The sequence below is a fragment of the Arsenophonus endosymbiont of Apis mellifera genome, from assembly GCF_903968575.1.
Taxonomy (GTDB): domain Bacteria; phylum Pseudomonadota; class Gammaproteobacteria; order Enterobacterales; family Enterobacteriaceae; genus Arsenophonus; species Arsenophonus apicola.
Genome location: NZ_CAJCFU010000070.1, coordinates 33,433 through 51,879, shown reverse-complemented (window position 1 = coordinate 51,879; position 18,447 = coordinate 33,433). Strand labels below are relative to the sequence as shown.

Sequence of the window (18,447 nt, the reverse complement as noted above, 5' to 3'; positions counted from 1 at the left end):
TTATATCTCGTCCACAGAATGACCTGACAATGCTTGACGAATAGAGATATCCATACGTCGAGCTGCGAAATCCTGTGTTTGCTTATCCAGTTGTTTAAGTGCATTTTCAATCGCAACACAGGAGCTTCCCTGTGTGCTGTTAACTAATTCATTTACAGCCTTATCAATCGCTGCTTTTTCTTCTTTATTCAATAAATGAGCATCTTTTTTCAATGCGACCCGTAACGTTTCAATTAACCGCCTGGCTTCAACTTTCTGCTCGGTAAGACGACGCTCTACCATATCATCTTGCGCATTGACAATTGAGTCAGTGATCATATTGGCAATTTCGTCATCGGTTAAACCATATGAAGGTTTAACTTGAATCGAAGAACTGACACCCGTTGATTTTTCTACCGCGCTAACACTCAATAATCCATCGGCATCTATTTGGAAAACGACCCGAATATGCGCACCTCCAGCCGGCAATGGCGGTATTCCACGTAGGGTAAAACGCGCTAAAGAACGGCAATCATTAACCATTTCACGTTCGCCTTATACAACATGAAATGTCATGGCTGTTTGTCCATCTTTGAAGGTAGTAAATTCCTGCGCCTTAGCGATAGGTAGTGTCGTATTACGTGGGATCACTTTTTCAACCAATCCCCCCATGATTTCTAAACCAAGCGATAAAGGAGTAACATCAAGTAACAATATTTCACTATCCGGTTTATTACCGACTAAAATATCTGCCTGAATAGCCGCTCCAATGGCTACAACTTTATCTGGATCAATTGAAGTTAAGGCTGTGAGGCCAAAAAATTCCTCAACCATAGAAAGTACCAACGGTACCCGGGTCGAACCACCCACCATTACAATCTGCAAAATATCATCAATATCAATTGCGGCATCTTTCAATGCACGACGAGTGGTTAATAAAGTGCGTTGGATCAATGGCCGAATTAATACGTTCAACTGCTCCCTTGACAGGGTTCCTCGCCAACCATTGATTTCAATTTCAGTCTGATCATCAGCCGTTAATGCTATTTTCGCCTGGCTAGCTATATTTAAAATCTGCCGCTGTAAGCGATGATCCTGGCGATCAGTAATACCCGCTTGTTGATATATCCAATCCACCAGCAATTGATCAAAATCATCTCCACCTAATGCTGTGTCTCCGCCCGTTGCTAACACTTCAAATACGCCACGCTGCAACCTAAGAATGGAAATATCAAACGTACCACCACCTAAATCATAAACAGCGATGATGCCCTCTTGCTGTGAATCTAAACCATAAGCAATAGCCGCCGCAGTAGGTTCATTCAATAAGCGTAATACCTGCAATCCGGCTAAACGCGCCGCATCTTTAGTTACTTGACGTTGCGCATCATCAAAATAAGCAGGCACGGTGATCACTACACCGTCTAATCTACCATTCAAGGTTTCCTCTGCCCGCTGTACCAATGACTTTAATATCTCAGAAGAAACTTGAATAGGATCAACTTGCCCTATGGCTGTGTGGATCAACGGTAAGCCATTTTTACTTGCTGTCAATTGATAAGGTAAATTAGGATAGCGTTGCTGGATCTCAGTCAATGAGCGGCCCAATAAGCGTTTAACTGAAATAATGGTATTAGCCGGATCTTGTTCCACTTTTGCTTTCGCTTGATTACCTACTGTAATAGCCGCTGATTGGTAACTGACTATAGAAGGTAACAATTCACATCCTGCCGGATCAGGCAGTGTTTCCGCTTTTTTGCTGCGAACCGTTGCAATCAAAGAATTTGTTGTACCTAAATCAATACGAGCCGCTAAACGGCGCTGATGTGGCATCGACGACATGCCCGGCTCACTAATTTGTAATAATGCCATAAAATTTACTCTAAAAACGATTGAATAAACGCTCTTCCAATTGTTCAACTTGTTGCTGCAACTTATCGAGAAAACGAAGTTTGCGAACAATATCTGCCGCCTTCGTCCACTGTTCATCATTCAGCTGTTTTTCCATTTACTGCAAGTAGCTTGTTATTGTTTTAGCTAAATCAGAGGAAAATAAGGCTAATGCCTCTTCTGCTTGCTCATTGGTTTCGATACACGCCAACTCTTCACGCAGCGCAAGTTGTTCCATTAAAAAAGCCGTATCATGCATAGTATATTGCTCATTATTGATATCAATATCATATAGAGTTAGCATATATTCAGCGTGTTTTAACGGCTGTTTTAAGGCTTGATAAGCGGCATTGATTGTCGCAGCCTGTTGGAGTGCACCTAGTTTGGCACTTTCAGGTTGGTTAGCAAAGCGATCAGGATGATGCTGACGCTGTAATTCCTGATAACGGTAAGTTAATTGCTCAAGGTCAATAGAATATGAAAATGGCAGACCGAAAAGGGTAAAATAGTCCATAAATGCTCTAGGTTGAAAATATGAAACCGGCAGTGGGAAATTTATGTCACAGCCTTCGTCTATTCAGCTTTAGGTTTATCAAATAATAAATAAATTCTCATACGTTAAAACTTTCACCGCAGCCACATTCATTTTTGCTATTAGGATTGTTAAACTTAAAACCTTCATTAAGACCTTCTTTAACAAAATCCAATTCTGTTCCATTGAGGTAAATCATACTTTTACCATCAATGACAACTTTTACGCCTTTGTCTTCAAAGACAGTATCATCTTCATTAATGATATCAACAAATTCAAGCACATAAGCCATGCCTGAACAGCCAGAAGTCCTTACACCTAAACGTAGGCCTTCACCTTTTCCTCGGTTATGTAAGAAAGTCAGAATACGCTCTGCCGCATTTTCAGTCAGAGAAATTGACATACAACACTTCACAATCAAAACCAGTACAGGCGGATACGATAAATAAAAGTAAACCAGTATCACGCCTAAAAGGGATTTTATATTAATTAACTATTTGCTTTGCCGTTTATTTTTATAGTCTGCAATGGCCGCTTTAATCGCATCTTCTGCCAAAATAGAACAGTGAATTTTAACTGGTGGCAACTCTAACTCTTCAGCTATAGCCGTATTTTTGATAGTCTCTGCTTCATCCAAAGTCTTACCTTTCATCCATTCCGTTACTAATGAACTAGAGGCAATTGCCGAACCACAACCATAAGTTTTAAAGCGCGCATCTTCGATAATACCTGCGTCATTAACTTTGATCTGAAGTTTCATCACATCACCACAAGCTGGTGCCCCTACCATCCCACTACCTACCATGGGATCATCATTATCAAACGAACCTACGTTGCGTGGATTTTCATAATGATCAATTACTTTTTCGCTATATGCCATATTGTAAACTCCTGAAACCGTCTATTCGTCTATTAATGATGAGCCCATTCGATGCTATTAAGATCGACACCCTGCTTATACATCTCCCATAGGGGAGAAAAATCGCGCAGCCGACCTATCGCATTGTGGATTAGCTCGATGGCATAGTCGATTTCTTCTTCTGTAGTGAATCGACCAAAAGAGAAACGAATTGAACTATGTGCTAACTCATCATTCATTCCCAATGCTCTTAGTACATATGAAGGTTCAAGGCTTGCCGATGTACATGCTGAACCTGATGAGACCGCCAAATCTTTAAGCGCCATCATCAATGATTCACCTTCCACATAGTTAAAACTAACATTGAGAATATGAGGAGCGCCGTTGGTCAGATCCCCATTAAGATAAACCTCTTCAATATTCTTAATACCGTTCCATAAGCGTTGGCGTAAGGCGCGTAATCGAACAGATTCTACTGCCATTTCTGCTTTAGCAATCCGATAAGCTTCACCCATTCCTACAATCTGGTGTACTGGTAATGTCCCTGAACGCATCCCTCGTTCATGACCACCACCATGCTGTTGGGCTTCTAGTCGAATACGGGGTTTACGACGTACATAAAGTGCGCCTATTCCCATTGGTCCATACAGTTTGTGTGCTGAGAAAGACATTAAATCAATTTTTAGTTCATTTAAATCAATCGGTAATTTACCTACTGACTGGGTCGCATCAACATGAAAAATAATACCGCGATTGCGGCAAAGCTCACCCATAGCGGCAATATCTTGAATAATACCGATCTCATTATTAACATGCATGATTGACAGCAAAATTGTATCCACACGCATAGCGGCTTCAAGTTCATGTAGATCAATAAGACCACTACTTTTTGGCGAAAGATAAGTCACTTCAAAACCTTCACGCTCAAGTTGACGGCAAGTGTCCAAAACTGCTTTATGCTCAGTTTTGCTGGTAATGATATGTTTGCCTTTTTTCTGATAAAAATTGGCAACCCCTTTCACAGCCAAGTTATCTGATTCAGTCGCTCCTGAAGTAAAAACAATCTCGCGCGGATCCGCATTAATTAACTCAGCAATCTGATTACGCGCAATATCAACAGCCTCTTCAGCCCGCCAGCCAAAAACGTGAGAACGGGATGACGGATTACCAAAATTGCCATCCATAGTCATACACTGCATCATTTTTTCAGCGACACGAGGATCAACCGGTGTGGTCGCCGAGTAGTCTAAATAAATCGGTAGTTTCATTAACTCACTAGCTCCATAAGACGAAAAACGTCTCAAAATTTTATTACTTTGCAATTACTCTATTTTGTTGAACCGTTCAATTTATGCTTGCATATTAATAATGGGTTCAGATTGATGAGTCGCTCTCACCGGATGTTTATCGTTATCTTGACGATCAGCAACTTCTTGTACTTCTTGATTATTGACCAACTCTTGTAAGCTAATATTACTAAGAAAACTGGTAATACGGTCACTTAAATCACGCCACAATGCATGGGTCAAACAACGCTCTCCACCTTGGCATCCTTCTTTTCTTCCCTGACAACGAGTTGCATCAACCGACTCATCAACAGCAGAAATAACTTGAGCGATGAAAATAGTTTTTGCCTCCCGACCTAATAAATATCCGCCACCAGGGCCACGAACACTGGCAACTAATTCATTTTTGCGAAGTCGAGAAAACAGTTGCTCAAGATAAGAAAGCGAAATTCCCTGGCGTTCCGATATATCAGCCAATGGCACTGGCCCAGTCTTTGAATGCAATGCCACATCCAGCATGGCTGTTACTGCATAGCGTCCTTTAGATGTTAGTCTCATAATATATCCCCATAGTTAAATGTGACAAAAATTGTGTCATTCCTGAGTATTTTAGTCAACTATTTAACCTAGTATTTTACTCAACTATTATTTATGCCATTTTTCAATTGATGTGAGAATACCACGCAAAATATGGAGTTCCTGCATTTCAGGACGCGCTCGAGTAAATAAACGTCGCAATTTATTCATGATTTGTCCAGGGTGACGCTTTCTGATAAATCCAGATGCATTGAGCACTGCTTCAAGATGGATATAAAAACGTTCTATATCCTCAATTGGCGGATATTGTACCTTATCTTTATTATCCACCGAGGATTTTTTTTCATTTATTGTCAAGTATGCCATACGAATTTCATAACTGATCAATTGAACAGCCATTGCCAAATTGAGTGAACCATATTCAGGGTTGGTTGGAATATGAAGATGATATTGGCATTTCTGTAGTTCTTCATTGGTTAAGCCAACGCGTTCGCGGCCAAAAATGATAGCCACCGGGGAATTTATTGCCTGACGAATGGTTTTTTCACCACACTCTCGTGGTGTCACCTGTGGCCATGATAAAGTACGAGCGCGCACACTAGTTCCAATTACCAAACTGCATCCAAGTACAGCTTGATCTAATGTCGCCACGATAGTCGCTTGACCAATCACATCACTGGCCCCAGCAGATAATGCAATAGCTTGTAAATCCGGTAAAATAAGTGGATTAACTAAGTATAAATTAGTTAGTCCCATCGTTTTCATCGCCCGGGCAGTTGATCCCATATTTCCAGTATGCGAGGTTTCAACCAAAATAATGCGAATATTTTCTAACATAATTGTCTTTATTTGGCGTTGATCATCAGGCTATTCTACCACAATCATAGTCATGTTGACGAATCTCTGTTATACTGCCACCTTTGCTTAATCCTTGTTCTTTAACATTCCAGTGGAAATAACCCATGCATCCAATGCTAACTATTGCTATTCGAGCAGCTCGCCAAGCAGGCAACTTTATTGCTAAAAGCTATGAAAAACCGGATTCTATTGAAATAATGGCAAAAGGCCAAAATGATTTTGTGACCAATATCGATAAAAAAGCGGAACAAATTATTATTGAAGTCATCCAGAAATCTTATCCTACCCATACCATTATTACTGAAGAAAGTGGTCAAATACTTGGTGAGAAGAATGATATTCAGTGGGTTATTGATCCCTTGGATGGCACAACCAATTTTACTAAACGTTTACCCCATTTTTCCGTCTCTATCGCGGTACGTATTAACGGCCGTACAGAAGTTGCCACCATTTATAATCCTATGCTTAATGAGCTATTTACTGCAGTACGTGGCCAAGGAGCACAATTAAACGGTTACCGCCTTCGTCTTAAAAATACCAATGAATTAGAAGGGGCAATTATTGCCACGGGTTTTCCTTTCAAAGCGAAACAACATTCAGCCGCATATATTAATATTATCGCTAAACTATTTAAAAAATGCGCCGATTTTCGCCGTACAGGGTCAGCAGCTTTAGACTTAGCTTATGTTGCGGCTGGTCGCGTCGATGCCTTTTTTGAAATTGGCTTAAAACCATGGGATTTTATGGCCGGTGAGCTGTTAGTACGTGAAGCAGGTGGTATTATAACTGACTTTGTTGGCGGTCATAATTATCTCTGCTCAGGCAATTTGCTGGCAGGCAGTCCACGTATGGTGAAAAAAATGGTACCAGAAATACAGACTGAGTTAAGCGATCCACTAAAAAGCTAAAAAAATAAAAATAGCCCTAGCCAATATTTATTATTTAGTTTGTAATCTTTGATGACGTGGTTTTGTCATTAACTCGTTGGCGGCGGCTCTCAAATAGATATAAGATTCGCCACGACTTAGCTGCTTAGATAAACTGGCAAATATTTTCCAGATTTGCTGTTATTGTCGATGCCGTCTTATAGAATGATTGTCTATTAAACCCCCTAACCCTATTTAGGTATTAAGGGGTATTTTACCAACGCTTTTAGTTAACTTTACTGAGCTGAAAGTTCATCACATCTTTGAGTATGAATTTTCTGATTAGCATCACTAGACGCTTTAACTTTCTCTCCTATTAGCCCCATCGCTGATTGTAAGGCTTCTTTTTCATTAGCAGCAGTAACAGGCTGATCAAATAAATCCATTTGCTTGTTTGGATAACCGTGCCAACCGTGACACATATATTGCTTATCTTTTTTGTCATTGGCCGCCATCGCCATGGAAGGGAACAAAATTGAAATCATGTAACAAATTGATAATATTAATAATCCGTATTTTACTGAATAATTCATTTCAATCTCCTAGGGTATTGTGACGCCTAATTAATAGATGACCTTATTCATTACGATTGAGTTGAATAATCTAAATCGCAATGTTGCTAATGATAAAGCAAATAATAATCATTTCCATTATGTTTTTTATACATTTTTGTAATAAATATATATATAAATAATATTAAATAACTAATTTTATTAATATAATTTATCAACCAGACAAAGTAATTTTGGATATAATACGCTTGCGTGATAAGTTATATATTTCAACATGGTGGAAAAGATTTAATCAGCAATTCGCCATTAAAGTCGTAAGCAATAGACGTAATGAGGGAATATTAAATTGCTGTTTGCTAGCAAAGGAGGATTTTAATGATTGGCCAACTTGCTTAGTTTTAATATAAAAAATTTTATTTGCATCCTTGGTTAATATTTATCTGTTATTCAAGTTAAATGAACAAGTTTAGCTAACTAGTTCGACTATACCATCAAATTTATTGATGTGATTTTTCACTCGGTCGAATAAATAATGCTGGAATGACAATCAATGACATTAAGCAAAATACCCAGTTATGGTGAAAAGGGAAAAATTCATACACAAAACCCACCACGATTGTCACTATCGCTAACCCCGCTCCTAGCCCCAATGCCGAATAAAATGCTTGTAGACGAATAATTTCATCTTCGCTACGTCCACTAATAAAACGCATTGCCGCAAGATGACAAACAGTAAAAGTACCACTATGTAAAAGTTGGCTCACTATCAATATTGGTAAAGCGGTAAAACTAGCCATTAATCCCCAACGAATAACCGCACAACTTGCTGCTAACAATAATAATCCACTTGCCTGCCAATGACGAAAAAGCACATAGCTAAAGGTAAATACAATCACTTCAGCAGCAATACTTAAAGCCCATAACAGACCAATAGTAGTATCGGAATAACCCACTTCTTTCCAATAAATTGAAGAAAAACCATAATAAGCGGCATGAGAACTCTGTAATAAGGTTGTGCACAGTAAAAAACGCCAAACTGAGCTCTCAAGCAATAATTGCTTCAATGATATAGTTGTATTGGCGATCTGGCGATAAGTAGCTTTAGGCATAATAGTAGGTTGTAATAACATCGCCAACAGCATAATTATTATGCTGACAAGTAATGCATAGATAATTATTTTATGTCCCCAGTTATTCGCTAAATAACCGATCAAAGAAGCGCTAATAATAAATGCAATCGAACCCCAAACCCTCACTTTACCATAATCAAATGTTATCTGTTTTTGCCAACTAGCGGCTAACGCATCGGTTAAAGGTATCATCGGTGAAAAAAAAAGATTAAAAGCCAACATGATAAATAATAACCATAACCAATGTGAACTAACGGTAAATCCAACTGCAAAAATCAGTGTTAAACCAGCAAATAGACGCAAGGTGGTAATTAGGTGACGGGATCCTGTTACTATTGGTGCGATCAGCAAAGAACCAATAAAACGCGCAATTAGGCCCGATGCTAACAAAATACCGATTATATCGGCCTCAAGCCCTTCACTATTTAGCCAAATTGCGATAAAAGGCAAAAAAATGCCATAAGCAAAAAAATAAGTGAAATAATCTAACGCAAGCCAACGTGTTGATGGAATAATCATTATTTATTGCCATTTAATTATCGATGTAAAAAGCCCATTTCAGTAAATAACTAAAACAGGCTGAAACGGATAACAAAATTTTAACTTATTTATGCATAAACCGGAAACTGCTGGCAAATTAACAATACTTTTTGTTTTATATTTTGAATCTCACTTTCATTATCAATATTGTCCAAAATATCACATATCCAATTAGCTAATTCAGCAGATTCTTTTTCTTTAAACCCACGACGAGTGATGGCGGGTGTACCAATACGAATACCTGAAGTAATAAATGGACCCTTTGGATCATTTGGTACACTATTTTTATTGACGGTAATATTAGCACGACCCAGTGCGGCATCCGCCTCTTTACCGGTGATCCCTTTATCCACTAAATCTAATAAGAATAAATGGTTTTCAGTTCCACCAGAAACAACTTTGTAACCACGCTTGATGAAAACATCAACCATCGTTTTCGCATTTTTAGCCACTTGCTGTTGATAGGTTTTAAATTCAGGCTCCATCGCTTCTTTTAGTGCAACCGCTTTCCCAGCAATAACATGCATTAGCGGACCACCTTGAGCGCCAGGGAATACAGCAGAATTTAGTTTTTTGTAAAACTCTTCATCACCACCTTTAGCCAAAATCAAACCACCGCGAGGGCCGGCCAAAGTCTTATGGGTGGTGGTGGTCACAACATGTGCATGAGGAACAGGATTAGGATAAACACCAGCAGCGATCAAACCAGCGACATGCGCCATATCAACAAATAAATAAGCACCTACACTATCTGCAATTTGACGCATTTTAGCCCAATCTACCACGCCTGAATAAGCGGAAAAACCACCAATAATCATTTTAGGTTTATATTTTTGTGCCTGAGTGGCTATATCGTCGTAATCAATTTTACCCTTTTCATCGATACCATAAGGAACGATATTATAAAGCTTACCGGAAAAATTGACCGGTGATCCATGGGTTAAATGTCCACCATGTGCCAAATTCATGCCTAATACCGTATCGCCGGGCTGCAATAAGGCCATATAAACAGCAGTATTAGCTTGTGAACCTGAGTGTGGCTGAACATTAGCAAAATCCGCATCAAATAAAGTTTTCGCGCGATCAATAGCGAGTTGTTCAACAATATCAACATACTCACAACCACCATAATAACGCTTCCCTGGATAACCTTCAGCGTATTTATTCGTAAGTTGGGAACCTTGAGCTTGCATAACTCTTGGACTGGTATAATTTTCTGAAGCGATTAACTCAATATGCTCTTCCTGACGCTTAACTTCATTTTCCATTGCCTGCCATAGTTCTTGATCATAATCTGCAATACTCATTTCACGCTTTAACATTTACTTCTCCTGACTCAGCCACATTTTAAATCGCTATTCAATTAAATGAATAGCACACAGTGTAAACTCTTTTAGCTCACTGAGATAGCCCCAAAATAAAAAATTACGCAAACGATTGCTATATATGTAGCATCAAATAAAACATTTCTCGATAGCGATTTTATTGCCAACTTAAATACGCTAACTCAATCTCATTTTTACAATTAATTATTTACTTTTAATCGGAAACAATTTAAGTTGCATTTTTAATGCAACTTTAAAACCATTAGCTAATTTAGGAATTTTATATGATTGATACTCAAACTATTGCGACCGTTAAATCAACTATTCCTCTCATAGTCTCCACCGGCCCTAAATTAACTGCTCATTTTTATCAACGTATGTTTCAACATAACCTTGAATTAAAAGATATTTTCAATATGAGTCATCAAATTAATGGGGATCAAAAAGAAGCGTTATTTAATGCCATTTGCGCCTATGCCACCAATATTGATAATGTTTCTGCCTTACTACCCGCCGTTGAAAAAATTGCCCACAAACACGCTAGTCTGAATATAAAACCTGAACATTATTCGATTGTTGGTCATCATCTTCTACATACCATTGATGAGCTATTTCAGCCTGGAAAAGAAATTATTGAGGCCTGGGCTAAAGCTTTTGCTGTGCTGGCCGATATCTTTATTAACCGTGAAGAACAAATCTATAAAACAAATGAAAAAAGTATCGGTGGTTGGCGTGGCTTACGTCGCTTCAAAGTGGCTAAAAAGATCCCTCGTAGCGAAACAATTACCAGTTTTCAATTTATTCCAGAAGATGGTAATGAGGTAGTCGATTTTCTACCAGGACAATATTTAACCATTTATTTACAAGATCGTGAAAAACTAACCAATCAACAAATTCGGCAATACTCATTAACTAATGCGCCTAATGGTAAAAGTTATTCTATAGCGGTAAAACGTGAAGAAAAAGGTAGTGTATCAAACTATCTGCACAACGAGATAAACGAAGGTGATATCGTCAAACTGGCACCACCCTGCGGAGATTTTTTTCTGACGGCCAATAGCAATACGCCAGTGACACTGATTTCAGCCGGTGTCGGCTTAACGCCGATGATAAGTATGTTGGAAAAACTATATCAACAACAACATGCAGCACCATTAAATTGGCTACATGCGACAGAGCATAGCGGACATCACGCTTTTGCTAATGAAGTGAAAAATAAATTAACTGATTTTATCCATGGCTTCAGTGCCATTTGGTATAACAATCCGCGAGAGCAAGATAGACAACACGAACAGTATCAATATCAAGGACTAATGAATCTATCAAAAGTAAAACAACGGCTTAATATTAAAAATATGCATTACTACTTCTGTGGCCCTGTCAACTTTATGCAATTTATTGCCAAACAGTTGCTCGCCATGGGAGTAAATACCAGTCACATCCATTATGAGTGTTTTGGGCCACATAAAGTTATTGAGGAAAATAGACAATAACCATTAAAACCAACACTAAAAGCAAGATAAGTGGTAACAGGTGGGATAGGAGGTTACAGATTCCATATCAACTCCTTTGTAACTTTCAACCATCTGTTACCCTTTAAAATCAAATAGCCGCTTCATCCTGCTCACCGGTTCGAATTCGGATCACCTGAGCAATATCATAAACAAAGATTTTACCATCACCAATTTTTCCTGTCTGTGCGGTTTGCGTTATCGTCTCGACACAACTATCAACAATATCGTCTGAAACAACAATTTCAATTTTTACTTTAGGCAAAAAATCAACCATATATTCTGCACCGCGATAAAGTTCTGTATGACCTTTTTGCCGTCCAAACCCTTTTACTTCCGTGACTGTCATTCCGGTTACGCCTACATCGGCTAAAGCTTCTCTTACATCATCTAACTTGAAAGGTTTGATAATTGCATCAATTTTTTTCATCAAATTTATCCTATTATCACCAGTTTTTACGACCAAAACCCGAAGTAATTGGGTAACGCCTATCCTTATTGAAATTTCTAATTGTAACGCGCGGACCTACTGGTGCTTGACGTCGTTTATATTCATTAATATCAACTAGCTTGATCACCCTACGTACTGTTACCTCATCAAATCCAGCCGCAACTAATTCACTGACCGATTTATCCTGTTCTACATAACCTTCCAAGATCGCATCCAGCACAGGATAAGGTGGTAGACTATCCTGATCGAGTTGCCCTGGCGCTAGCTCAGCAGTAGGTGGCCGCTCAATCACGCGCTGAGGGATGTTTGCTGAAATGGTATTACGATATTTTGCCAGCTCAAATACTAACGTCTTCGGTACATCTTTCAATACCGCAAAACCACCGGCCATATCACCATAGAGAGTAGTATAACCTACTGCCGATTCACTTTTGTTACTGGTCGTTAATACTAAACGGCCACTCTTATTGGATATTGCCATCAGAATAATAGCCCGACAGCGAGCCTGCAAATTCTCTTCGGTTGTGCCGGCAGTCATGTCTGCAAATAAGGGCGACAAACCAGCCATAAATGCATCATACATAGCTTCAATAGATACTATCGCAAATTCAATCCCTAACAATTCTGCCTGTTCTCTGGCATCATGGATGCTTATCTCAGCTGTATATTTAAAAGGCATCATTACAGCCTGAACTTTATCTTTTCCTAAAGCATCTACTGCAATAGCCAAGGTTAAAGCTGAATCAATTCCACCTGATAATCCCAAAATAACGCCAGAGGAGCCATTTTTATTAATATAGTCACGGGTTGCCATGACTAATGCTTCATAAACTTGAGCGGTAGGCGATAAAGTTTTAGCTAAATTAGCTACTGGCAGCGGTTCGTAATCATTAAATTTACACAGGATAACTTGCTCAGCAAACTGCGCTAAATAATGCGTTACCTCACCCTTTCCATTAAATACTTTTGAGCCACCATCAAATATAAGTTCATCCTGCCCGCCAACCTGGTTTAAATAGACAATTGGCAAATGCGTTCTTTGACTATGAGATTTTAATAACTTTGTACGGATATGGGGTTTTTCGCGATTATAAGGTGAAGCATTAATGATAATCAGAACATCAGCGCCTAATGCTTTAATTTTATCAACTGGTTCATCAAACCAAACATCTTCACAAATTAAAAAACCTAATTTATAACCTTTAAAAGATAATACACAACTTTCGTGACCAGCATAAAAATAGCGCTTTTCATCAAAAACACCATAATTAGGCAATTGTTGCTTAAAATAACGCGCCACCATTTGTCCCTGCCAGAAAAATGACAATGCATTATAACATTTTTCATTTTGCTGCCATGGATGACCTACGACAATGGCTATATTTTGACTAGCCTCTTGAAGGCGATCAAGCTGTTTGTTACAACGTTGGTAAAAATCCGACCGAAAAAGTAAATCCTCCGGCGGATAGCCAGTTAAAGCCAATTCCGAAAACAGAATAAGATCCGCACCCTGTAACTGTTGAGCCTTAGCTTCCTGCAACATGCGTTCACAGTTGCCTTCAATATCACCTACCAGCCAATTTAATTGTGCTAGTGCAATATTCAGCGTTCGGTTCATAAAATTTCACTCTCCAGACATAATAATTATTCTTTAAAATCATTAGCATCCAGTTTATGTCTGGCTAATAATTTATAAAACTCAGTTCGATTGCGACCTGCCATACGTGCTGCGTGGGTAACATTGCCTTTTGTCATTTGTAATAATTTGCGCAAATAATTCAGTTCAAATTGATTGCGAGCCTCAACAAAAGTAGGTAATGCGGTATTCTCGCCTTGCAGCGCCTGCATGACTAATGCTTCACTAATAACTGGCGCCGTGGTTAATGCAACACACTGCTCAATCACATTCACTAATTGCCTTACATTACCCGGCCAACTTGCCGCCATTAAACATTTCATCGCATCTTTCGATAAGCTACGCACAAAAGGTTTATGACGTTTTATTGATTCCCTTAACAAATGATTAGCTAATAAAGGAATATCTTCTGGACGTTCATTAAGGGCAGGAATTTTGATATTTACCACATTTAAACGGTAATAGAGGTCTTCTCGAAATTCATTTTTTTCCATTGCCTTTGGTAAATCACGATGAGTGGCTGAAATAATTCGAACATCAATATCTAGATCCCGGTTACTGCCCAAAGGGCGTACTTTACGTTCCTGCAAAACCCGTAATAGTTTCACTTGAAGCGACAAAGGCATATCACCAATTTCATCAAGAAATAATGTTCCCCCTTGCGCGGCAAGAAACAAACCCTCACGATGGGTAACCGCACCGGTAAAAGCGCCTTTGGCATGGCCAAACAGCTCAGATTCTAAAAGCTGCTCAGGTAAAGCCCCACAGTTAATTGCAATAAAGGGCTTTTTAGCTCTAGAATTAGCACGATGAATTGCACGCGCCAATACTTCTTTACCGGTGCCACTTTGGCCATTGATTAATACACTAACATCAGATTGCGCCACCATACGTGCCTGTTCTAATAAACGAAGCATTATCGGGCTCCGGGTGACAATTTCTTCACTCCAATTTTCATCAGAAACGGAAATTGACATAGCCAAGGCTTCACCAATCGCTTTATAAAGGGCATCACGATCAACCGGCTTAGTAAGAAAACTTGATACCCCTCTTTGTGTTGCAGCTACCGCGTCAGGGATTGAACCATGTGCCGTTAAAATAATAACCGGCATACCTGGCTGTTGTTTCTGTATCTCAGCAAAAAGTGCCATGCCATCCATTTCATCCATACGCAAATCACTGATTACCAGATCAATTTTATCTTTTGCTAAAATTTTCAAGGCATCCGCACCATTTTCTGCGGTAACCACTTTAAATCCTTCGCTGGTTAAACGCATGCCCAATAATTTCAGCAGACCGGGATCATCATCTACCAACAGTAAGTTGGCTGATTTATGCACTGTCATTGCGGATTTTCTCCACTTTTATCAACCGAATGCGACTCTTTAGTCACATCTGGTGTTTTTGACTCTGTGCTATTTGGTGCAGAATTGGCACTACTTTTATCCATTTTTCCGCTTGCTACTGCTTGTTCCTGTTTACGTGAAGAAAGTTGTCGTTCAATATCTTTCAGATTTTCCAACTTACGTGAGATAATATTTAATTCATAGGTGAGATGAGCATTTTGTTCAGTAAGACGGTCTAATTTATTATCGCTTTCTTGTTGTAAACGTAAATATTTAGCATTTGCTTCTTCAAGATTAACAGTCTGTATTTGATTTTCGCGCCATAATTCTAATAGTGGGCGAATAGGTGCAGGAAACTGCAAACTATAAATATTCAAATTATCAATCATTTTACGCCGGGCGATGACTGTTGGTTCTGTAACATCGAGTAAGATACTATGACGAAAAACATTCTGCCAATTAATTAACTGGATCGTTTTAGTCATCAAACGCGCTTGCTCTTTATTCAATCGATTAGCGCAATCAACTATTCTCAACCAGTAAAGCGGATTATCGGTAGCATTCTCACTGTCTATATTCCATATTTTTTCACAATTTACGTAGCGATAATCTGTTATACGTTCTTCTATTGGCATCGATTCATTTATCATATCCAGAGGTAATGGATGATGAGACTTACTACATGCTATTAATAAAAAGGGTAAAAAAAGTGTTGTTAACTTTATTTTCCAGCTAGTGGAAAAAAATCCCTCACAACTTAGACTAGCTGATGCAATATGCCATGTTTTCCGCATTATCCCTGCGGCTATTAGGGTGTTGTAATTAGACCAATTTGGCATTATTCATACTCTGTGGTTAGTGGTAGTTCAATACGAAAACAGACATCAGCAAACGGACAGTCGATAAGCAACAATTGACCATTCATTCTCTTAATACAATCTTGGGCAATACTTAATCCTAACCCGCTACCTTTTACTGCCCCTTTACGCAATAAAGATCCCTGAAAAAAAGGTTCATAAATCATATTTTGTTCAGCTTCTGGAATGGGTGTTCCTGTATTAGCGATATCGATTTGGAGTTTATCATCAGTTTCATTACTTATTATCCAAATCTTACCCGATTCAGAACCGTAGTGCACTGCATTAGAATAGAGATTATCGATCACTCTAGCCAAAAATGTAGGCTCTGCACGACAGTGAGTCATATTCAACTCAATTTCAGTTTGCATATTTTTAGATCTAGCCGTTAGGTTATGTGAAGAAACGACATTTGCCACCAACTTGGTTAAATCAATTTGCTGAATCTGTGCCGGCCCATCAGCTAACTGACGATTATAGTCTAATAATTGCTCAATAAGTTGTTGCAAATGTTTACTACTATTATCCAATATAGCGACAACCTCTCGTTGATCTAAAGTTAGAGGTCCTGCTACTTCATCAGCTAATAGTTCAGCCCCTTCACGCATGCTGGCTAAAGGTGTTTTTAATTCATGAGAAATGTGACGTAAAAATTCATGTCGTTGTGACTCCAGCCAACGAAGTCGTTCACTCAACCAAACTATACGCTGAGCCAATGAACGTAGTTCACTGGGGCCTTTAAAACGCTCTAATCTAGTAAAAAGTGTTCCTCCTGCCCCAAGATGATTAATCATACGCTCTATAGCTTTCACCGGACCAATAATCATTCTAGTAAATAAAACAACTAATAATACACTCAATAAAAAGACAATTAGTGTTTGCCAACCAAAATATTGCCCTTTCTCAGCAATCGCATTCTGCAATTGAGTACCACGTCCAAATACGACATCCCGTGTTAATTGTACTAATTGGTTATTGGTAACCGAAAAACGTTCAAGCGCCGTAGCCATTTCTGGAATAGGCGAATTATTTTCGCATTTTAAATCGGAGAGATCTTCCAGTAAGGTTTGAATAGTGGCGATTTGGCTTTTATCGGGCAAAATAGCCAGTTGACGCGCTAACATATCACTATATTCTTGCCGTTTTTTCTTATAAAGCGCAGCAAAAGTTTGATCGTTTAACACACAATATTGACGATAACTACGTTCCATTTCAAGCGCAGTGCTGGTCATGATTTCACTTCGCCTGGCATCAAGCAAGGTAGTACGATTAATATCAGCTGCTTGATTACTCAACTCATCTAAACTTTGATAGGCCTGATAGGCCAATATTAATAATGGCAATAGAACCAATAAAAAAGCCATCACCACCAGTTGGCGTAGTGAGCGCGGAAAATAATGCCATTTATTCAAAGAAATCATCTCATTACCTATTCATACTATTATGGTAACAGAACTTTTATGCGATAGTGAATTTGTCTCGTAATTTAATAAAAATATCTAATCAATTGTTATGTTAAAAACAGCCTGTTAATCACGAATATCAAGGATGAAATTTTAAATAATCAATAAGGAAGTAAGACAAGGAAGGTAAATAATATTCATGGGCTAAAGCAGCAATAAATACTTTATCTAATAACTCACTGCACCCCGCCCATATCGGCGAGGAGAGCAGCGAATTTTTATAAATGGTGCCTCACTCCACGTGTCGCCCGATGTTTGATAAAGCCAGTTAATAAGCAATATCATGCTGCTGGACGGTAGGCACCTTACTTTTGGCATCATTCCTGGTTTATGTGGTATATATCCCTCTACATTGGGTCCGACATAAAAAGTTGAATGAGCAACTACCCAACATAATATGCATTTTATATGCCATCTTTTTAAAAGAAATTATAATTGATTGAAATTTAATAAAAAATAAAATTTTTAAGGTTTTAAAATGGTGTTTCGTTAAATTTAATGCCTCTATTTTAGTAAAAATGTCGCCTATTTGCGACATTTCATAGAGTGAATGAGATAATAATAAAAAATCATACAATTAAATGTCTCCGTTTTGAGACAATTTATTTTGATTACTTGTCAATTAGCGACAGTTAGAGAACTTAACCAACAATTTAACCAATTATTAATTAATTTTAATAATAATTAACATTGAGTTTCAACTAAATTTAGCTGATCATCAAACCTATTCTACTTATTTTCAATCAAAAAATTATCGTTACATTTTATCGCCTATCTCTAACCATTTTTTTATCACTAAAATTAGCCAC

General features: G+C 38.5%; 15 protein-coding genes and 2 pseudogenes. 2 read left to right on the top strand and 15 right to left on the bottom strand.

The genetic code is table 11. The features are described from left to right. From hscA to trmJ, 7 genes and pseudogenes are all read right to left on the bottom strand, one after another. Positions 1-1,851, bottom strand: a pseudogene (gene hscA, locus H1X92_RS11595) (Fe-S protein assembly chaperone HscA). 10 nt (positions 1,852-1,861) lie between these two features. Next, positions 1,862-2,383 (bottom strand): annotated as a pseudogene (gene hscB, locus H1X92_RS11590) (co-chaperone HscB). Between the two features lie 97 nt (positions 2,384-2,480). Next, a complete protein-coding gene (iscA, locus tag H1X92_RS11585; RefSeq protein ID WP_180560303.1) occupies positions 2,481-2,804 on the bottom strand; it encodes an iron-sulfur cluster assembly protein IscA in 324 nt (107 codons plus the stop codon). Positions 2,805-2,894: 90 nt separating this feature from the next. After that, a complete protein-coding gene (iscU, locus tag H1X92_RS11580) occupies positions 2,895-3,281 on the bottom strand; it encodes a Fe-S cluster assembly scaffold IscU (RefSeq protein ID WP_180560302.1) in 387 nt (128 codons plus the stop codon). A 32-nt stretch (positions 3,282-3,313) separates the two neighbouring features. Continuing rightward, positions 3,314-4,528, bottom strand: coding sequence for an IscS subfamily cysteine desulfurase (locus H1X92_RS11575; RefSeq protein WP_180560301.1), 1,215 nt, complete (start codon positions 4,526-4,528; stop codon positions 3,314-3,316). An 81-nt stretch (positions 4,529-4,609) separates the two neighbouring features. Continuing rightward, positions 4,610-5,104: a Fe-S cluster assembly transcriptional regulator IscR gene (gene iscR, locus H1X92_RS11570; RefSeq protein WP_180560300.1), complete on the bottom strand. Its 495-nt coding sequence runs from the start codon at positions 5,102-5,104 to the stop codon at positions 4,610-4,612. A gap of 87 nt (positions 5,105-5,191) precedes the next feature. Continuing rightward, positions 5,192-5,920, bottom strand: a complete 729-nt coding sequence (gene trmJ, locus H1X92_RS11565; protein ID WP_180560299.1) for a tRNA (cytosine(32)/uridine(32)-2'-O)-methyltransferase TrmJ — start codon at positions 5,918-5,920, stop codon at positions 5,192-5,194. A gap of 125 nt (positions 5,921-6,045) precedes the next feature. On the opposite strand from trmJ, the gene suhB reads away from it, so the two are divergent. Next, positions 6,046-6,849, top strand: a complete 804-nt coding sequence (suhB, locus tag H1X92_RS11560; protein ID WP_180560298.1) for an inositol-1-monophosphatase — start codon at positions 6,046-6,048, stop codon at positions 6,847-6,849. Positions 6,850-7,103: 254 nt separating this feature from the next. On the opposite strand, the gene H1X92_RS11555 is transcribed toward suhB, so the two are convergent. The 3 genes from H1X92_RS11555 to glyA all read right to left on the bottom strand — a co-directional run bounded on the left by H1X92_RS11555 (position 7,104) and on the right by glyA (position 10,371). Next, positions 7,104-7,400 carry a hypothetical protein gene (locus H1X92_RS11555; RefSeq protein ID WP_180560297.1) on the bottom strand — a complete coding sequence of 99 codons (297 nt, stop codon included), beginning with the start codon at positions 7,398-7,400 and terminating at the stop codon, positions 7,104-7,106. A 476-nt stretch (positions 7,401-7,876) separates the two neighbouring features. Continuing rightward, positions 7,877-9,028, bottom strand: a complete 1,152-nt coding sequence (locus H1X92_RS11550; RefSeq protein WP_180560296.1) for a 3-phenylpropionate MFS transporter — start codon at positions 9,026-9,028, stop codon at positions 7,877-7,879. 89 nt (positions 9,029-9,117) lie between these two features. Next, positions 9,118-10,371: a serine hydroxymethyltransferase gene (gene glyA, locus H1X92_RS11545; RefSeq protein WP_180560295.1), complete on the bottom strand. Its 1,254-nt coding sequence runs from the start codon at positions 10,369-10,371 to the stop codon at positions 9,118-9,120. A 287-nt stretch (positions 10,372-10,658) separates the two neighbouring features. On the opposite strand from glyA, the gene hmpA reads away from it, so the two are divergent. Beyond that, positions 10,659-11,867 (top strand): NO-inducible flavohemoprotein, encoded by a 1,209-nt coding sequence (gene hmpA / locus H1X92_RS11540; RefSeq protein ID WP_180560294.1) that lies wholly within the window; start codon positions 10,659-10,661, stop codon positions 11,865-11,867. Between the two features lie 109 nt (positions 11,868-11,976). Here the strand turns inward: hmpA and glnB are convergent, their stop codons facing one another. The 5 genes from glnB to H1X92_RS11515 are packed head-to-tail and all read right to left on the bottom strand — an operon-like array spanning position 11,977 to position 17,596. Further along, on the bottom strand, positions 11,977-12,315 hold the full coding sequence (gene glnB, locus H1X92_RS11535) for a nitrogen regulatory protein P-II (protein WP_180560293.1): 339 nt from the start codon (positions 12,313-12,315) through the stop codon (positions 11,977-11,979). A 16-nt stretch (positions 12,316-12,331) separates the two neighbouring features. Further along, complete coding sequence (locus H1X92_RS11530; protein WP_180560292.1) at positions 12,332-13,954, bottom strand: NAD+ synthase; 1,623 nt, start codon at positions 13,952-13,954, stop codon at positions 12,332-12,334. A 26-nt stretch (positions 13,955-13,980) separates the two neighbouring features. After that, a complete protein-coding gene (gene glrR, locus H1X92_RS11525) occupies positions 13,981-15,318 on the bottom strand; it encodes a two-component system response regulator GlrR (RefSeq protein WP_180560291.1) in 1,338 nt (445 codons plus the stop codon). Then, positions 15,315-16,112, bottom strand: a complete 798-nt coding sequence (gene qseG, locus H1X92_RS11520; protein ID WP_180560290.1) for a two-component system QseEF-associated lipoprotein QseG — start codon at positions 16,110-16,112, stop codon at positions 15,315-15,317. The genes glrR and qseG overlap by 4 nt, the downstream gene beginning before the upstream one ends. 44 nt (positions 16,113-16,156) lie before the next feature. Continuing rightward, positions 16,157-17,596 (bottom strand): sensor histidine kinase, encoded by a 1,440-nt coding sequence (locus tag H1X92_RS11515; RefSeq protein ID WP_180560289.1) that lies wholly within the window; start codon positions 17,594-17,596, stop codon positions 16,157-16,159. Positions 17,597-18,447 lie beyond the last annotated feature (851 nt).

Bases quoted from the DNA above. Each gene is read 5' to 3' on its own strand.
- iscR (WP_180560300.1), bottom strand. From the start codon at position 5,104: ATGAGACTAACATCTAAAGGACGCTATGCAGTAACAGCCATGCTGGAT.
- H1X92_RS11515 (WP_180560289.1), bottom strand. From the start codon at position 17,596: ATGATTTCTTTGAATAAATGGCATTATTTTCCGCGCTCACTACGCCAA.
- H1X92_RS11555 (WP_180560297.1), bottom strand. From the start codon at position 7,400: ATGAATTATTCAGTAAAATACGGATTATTAATATTATCAATTTGTTAC.
- trmJ (WP_180560299.1), bottom strand. From the start codon at position 5,920: ATGTTAGAAAATATTCGCATTATTTTGGTTGAAACCTCGCATACTGGA.
- H1X92_RS11575 (WP_180560301.1), bottom strand. From the start codon at position 4,528: ATGAAACTACCGATTTATTTAGACTACTCGGCGACCACACCGGTTGAT.
- suhB (WP_180560298.1), top strand. From the start codon at position 6,046: ATGCATCCAATGCTAACTATTGCTATTCGAGCAGCTCGCCAAGCAGGC.
- glrR (WP_180560291.1), bottom strand. From the start codon at position 15,318: ATGACAGTGCATAAATCAGCCAACTTACTGTTGGTAGATGATGATCCC.
- qseG (WP_180560290.1), bottom strand. From the start codon at position 16,112: ATGCGGAAAACATGGCATATTGCATCAGCTAGTCTAAGTTGTGAGGGA.
- iscA (WP_180560303.1), bottom strand. From the start codon at position 2,804: ATGTCAATTTCTCTGACTGAAAATGCGGCAGAGCGTATTCTGACTTTC.
- glyA (WP_180560295.1), bottom strand. From the start codon at position 10,371: ATGTTAAAGCGTGAAATGAGTATTGCAGATTATGATCAAGAACTATGG.
- H1X92_RS11550 (WP_180560296.1), bottom strand. From the start codon at position 9,028: ATGATTATTCCATCAACACGTTGGCTTGCGTTAGATTATTTCACTTAT.
- hmpA (WP_180560294.1), top strand. From the start codon at position 10,659: ATGATTGATACTCAAACTATTGCGACCGTTAAATCAACTATTCCTCTC.
- glnB (WP_180560293.1), bottom strand. From the start codon at position 12,315: ATGAAAAAAATTGATGCAATTATCAAACCTTTCAAGTTAGATGATGTA.
- H1X92_RS11530 (WP_180560292.1), bottom strand. From the start codon at position 13,954: ATGAACCGAACGCTGAATATTGCACTAGCACAATTAAATTGGCTGGTA.
- iscU (WP_180560302.1), bottom strand. From the start codon at position 3,281: ATGGCATATAGCGAAAAAGTAATTGATCATTATGAAAATCCACGCAAC.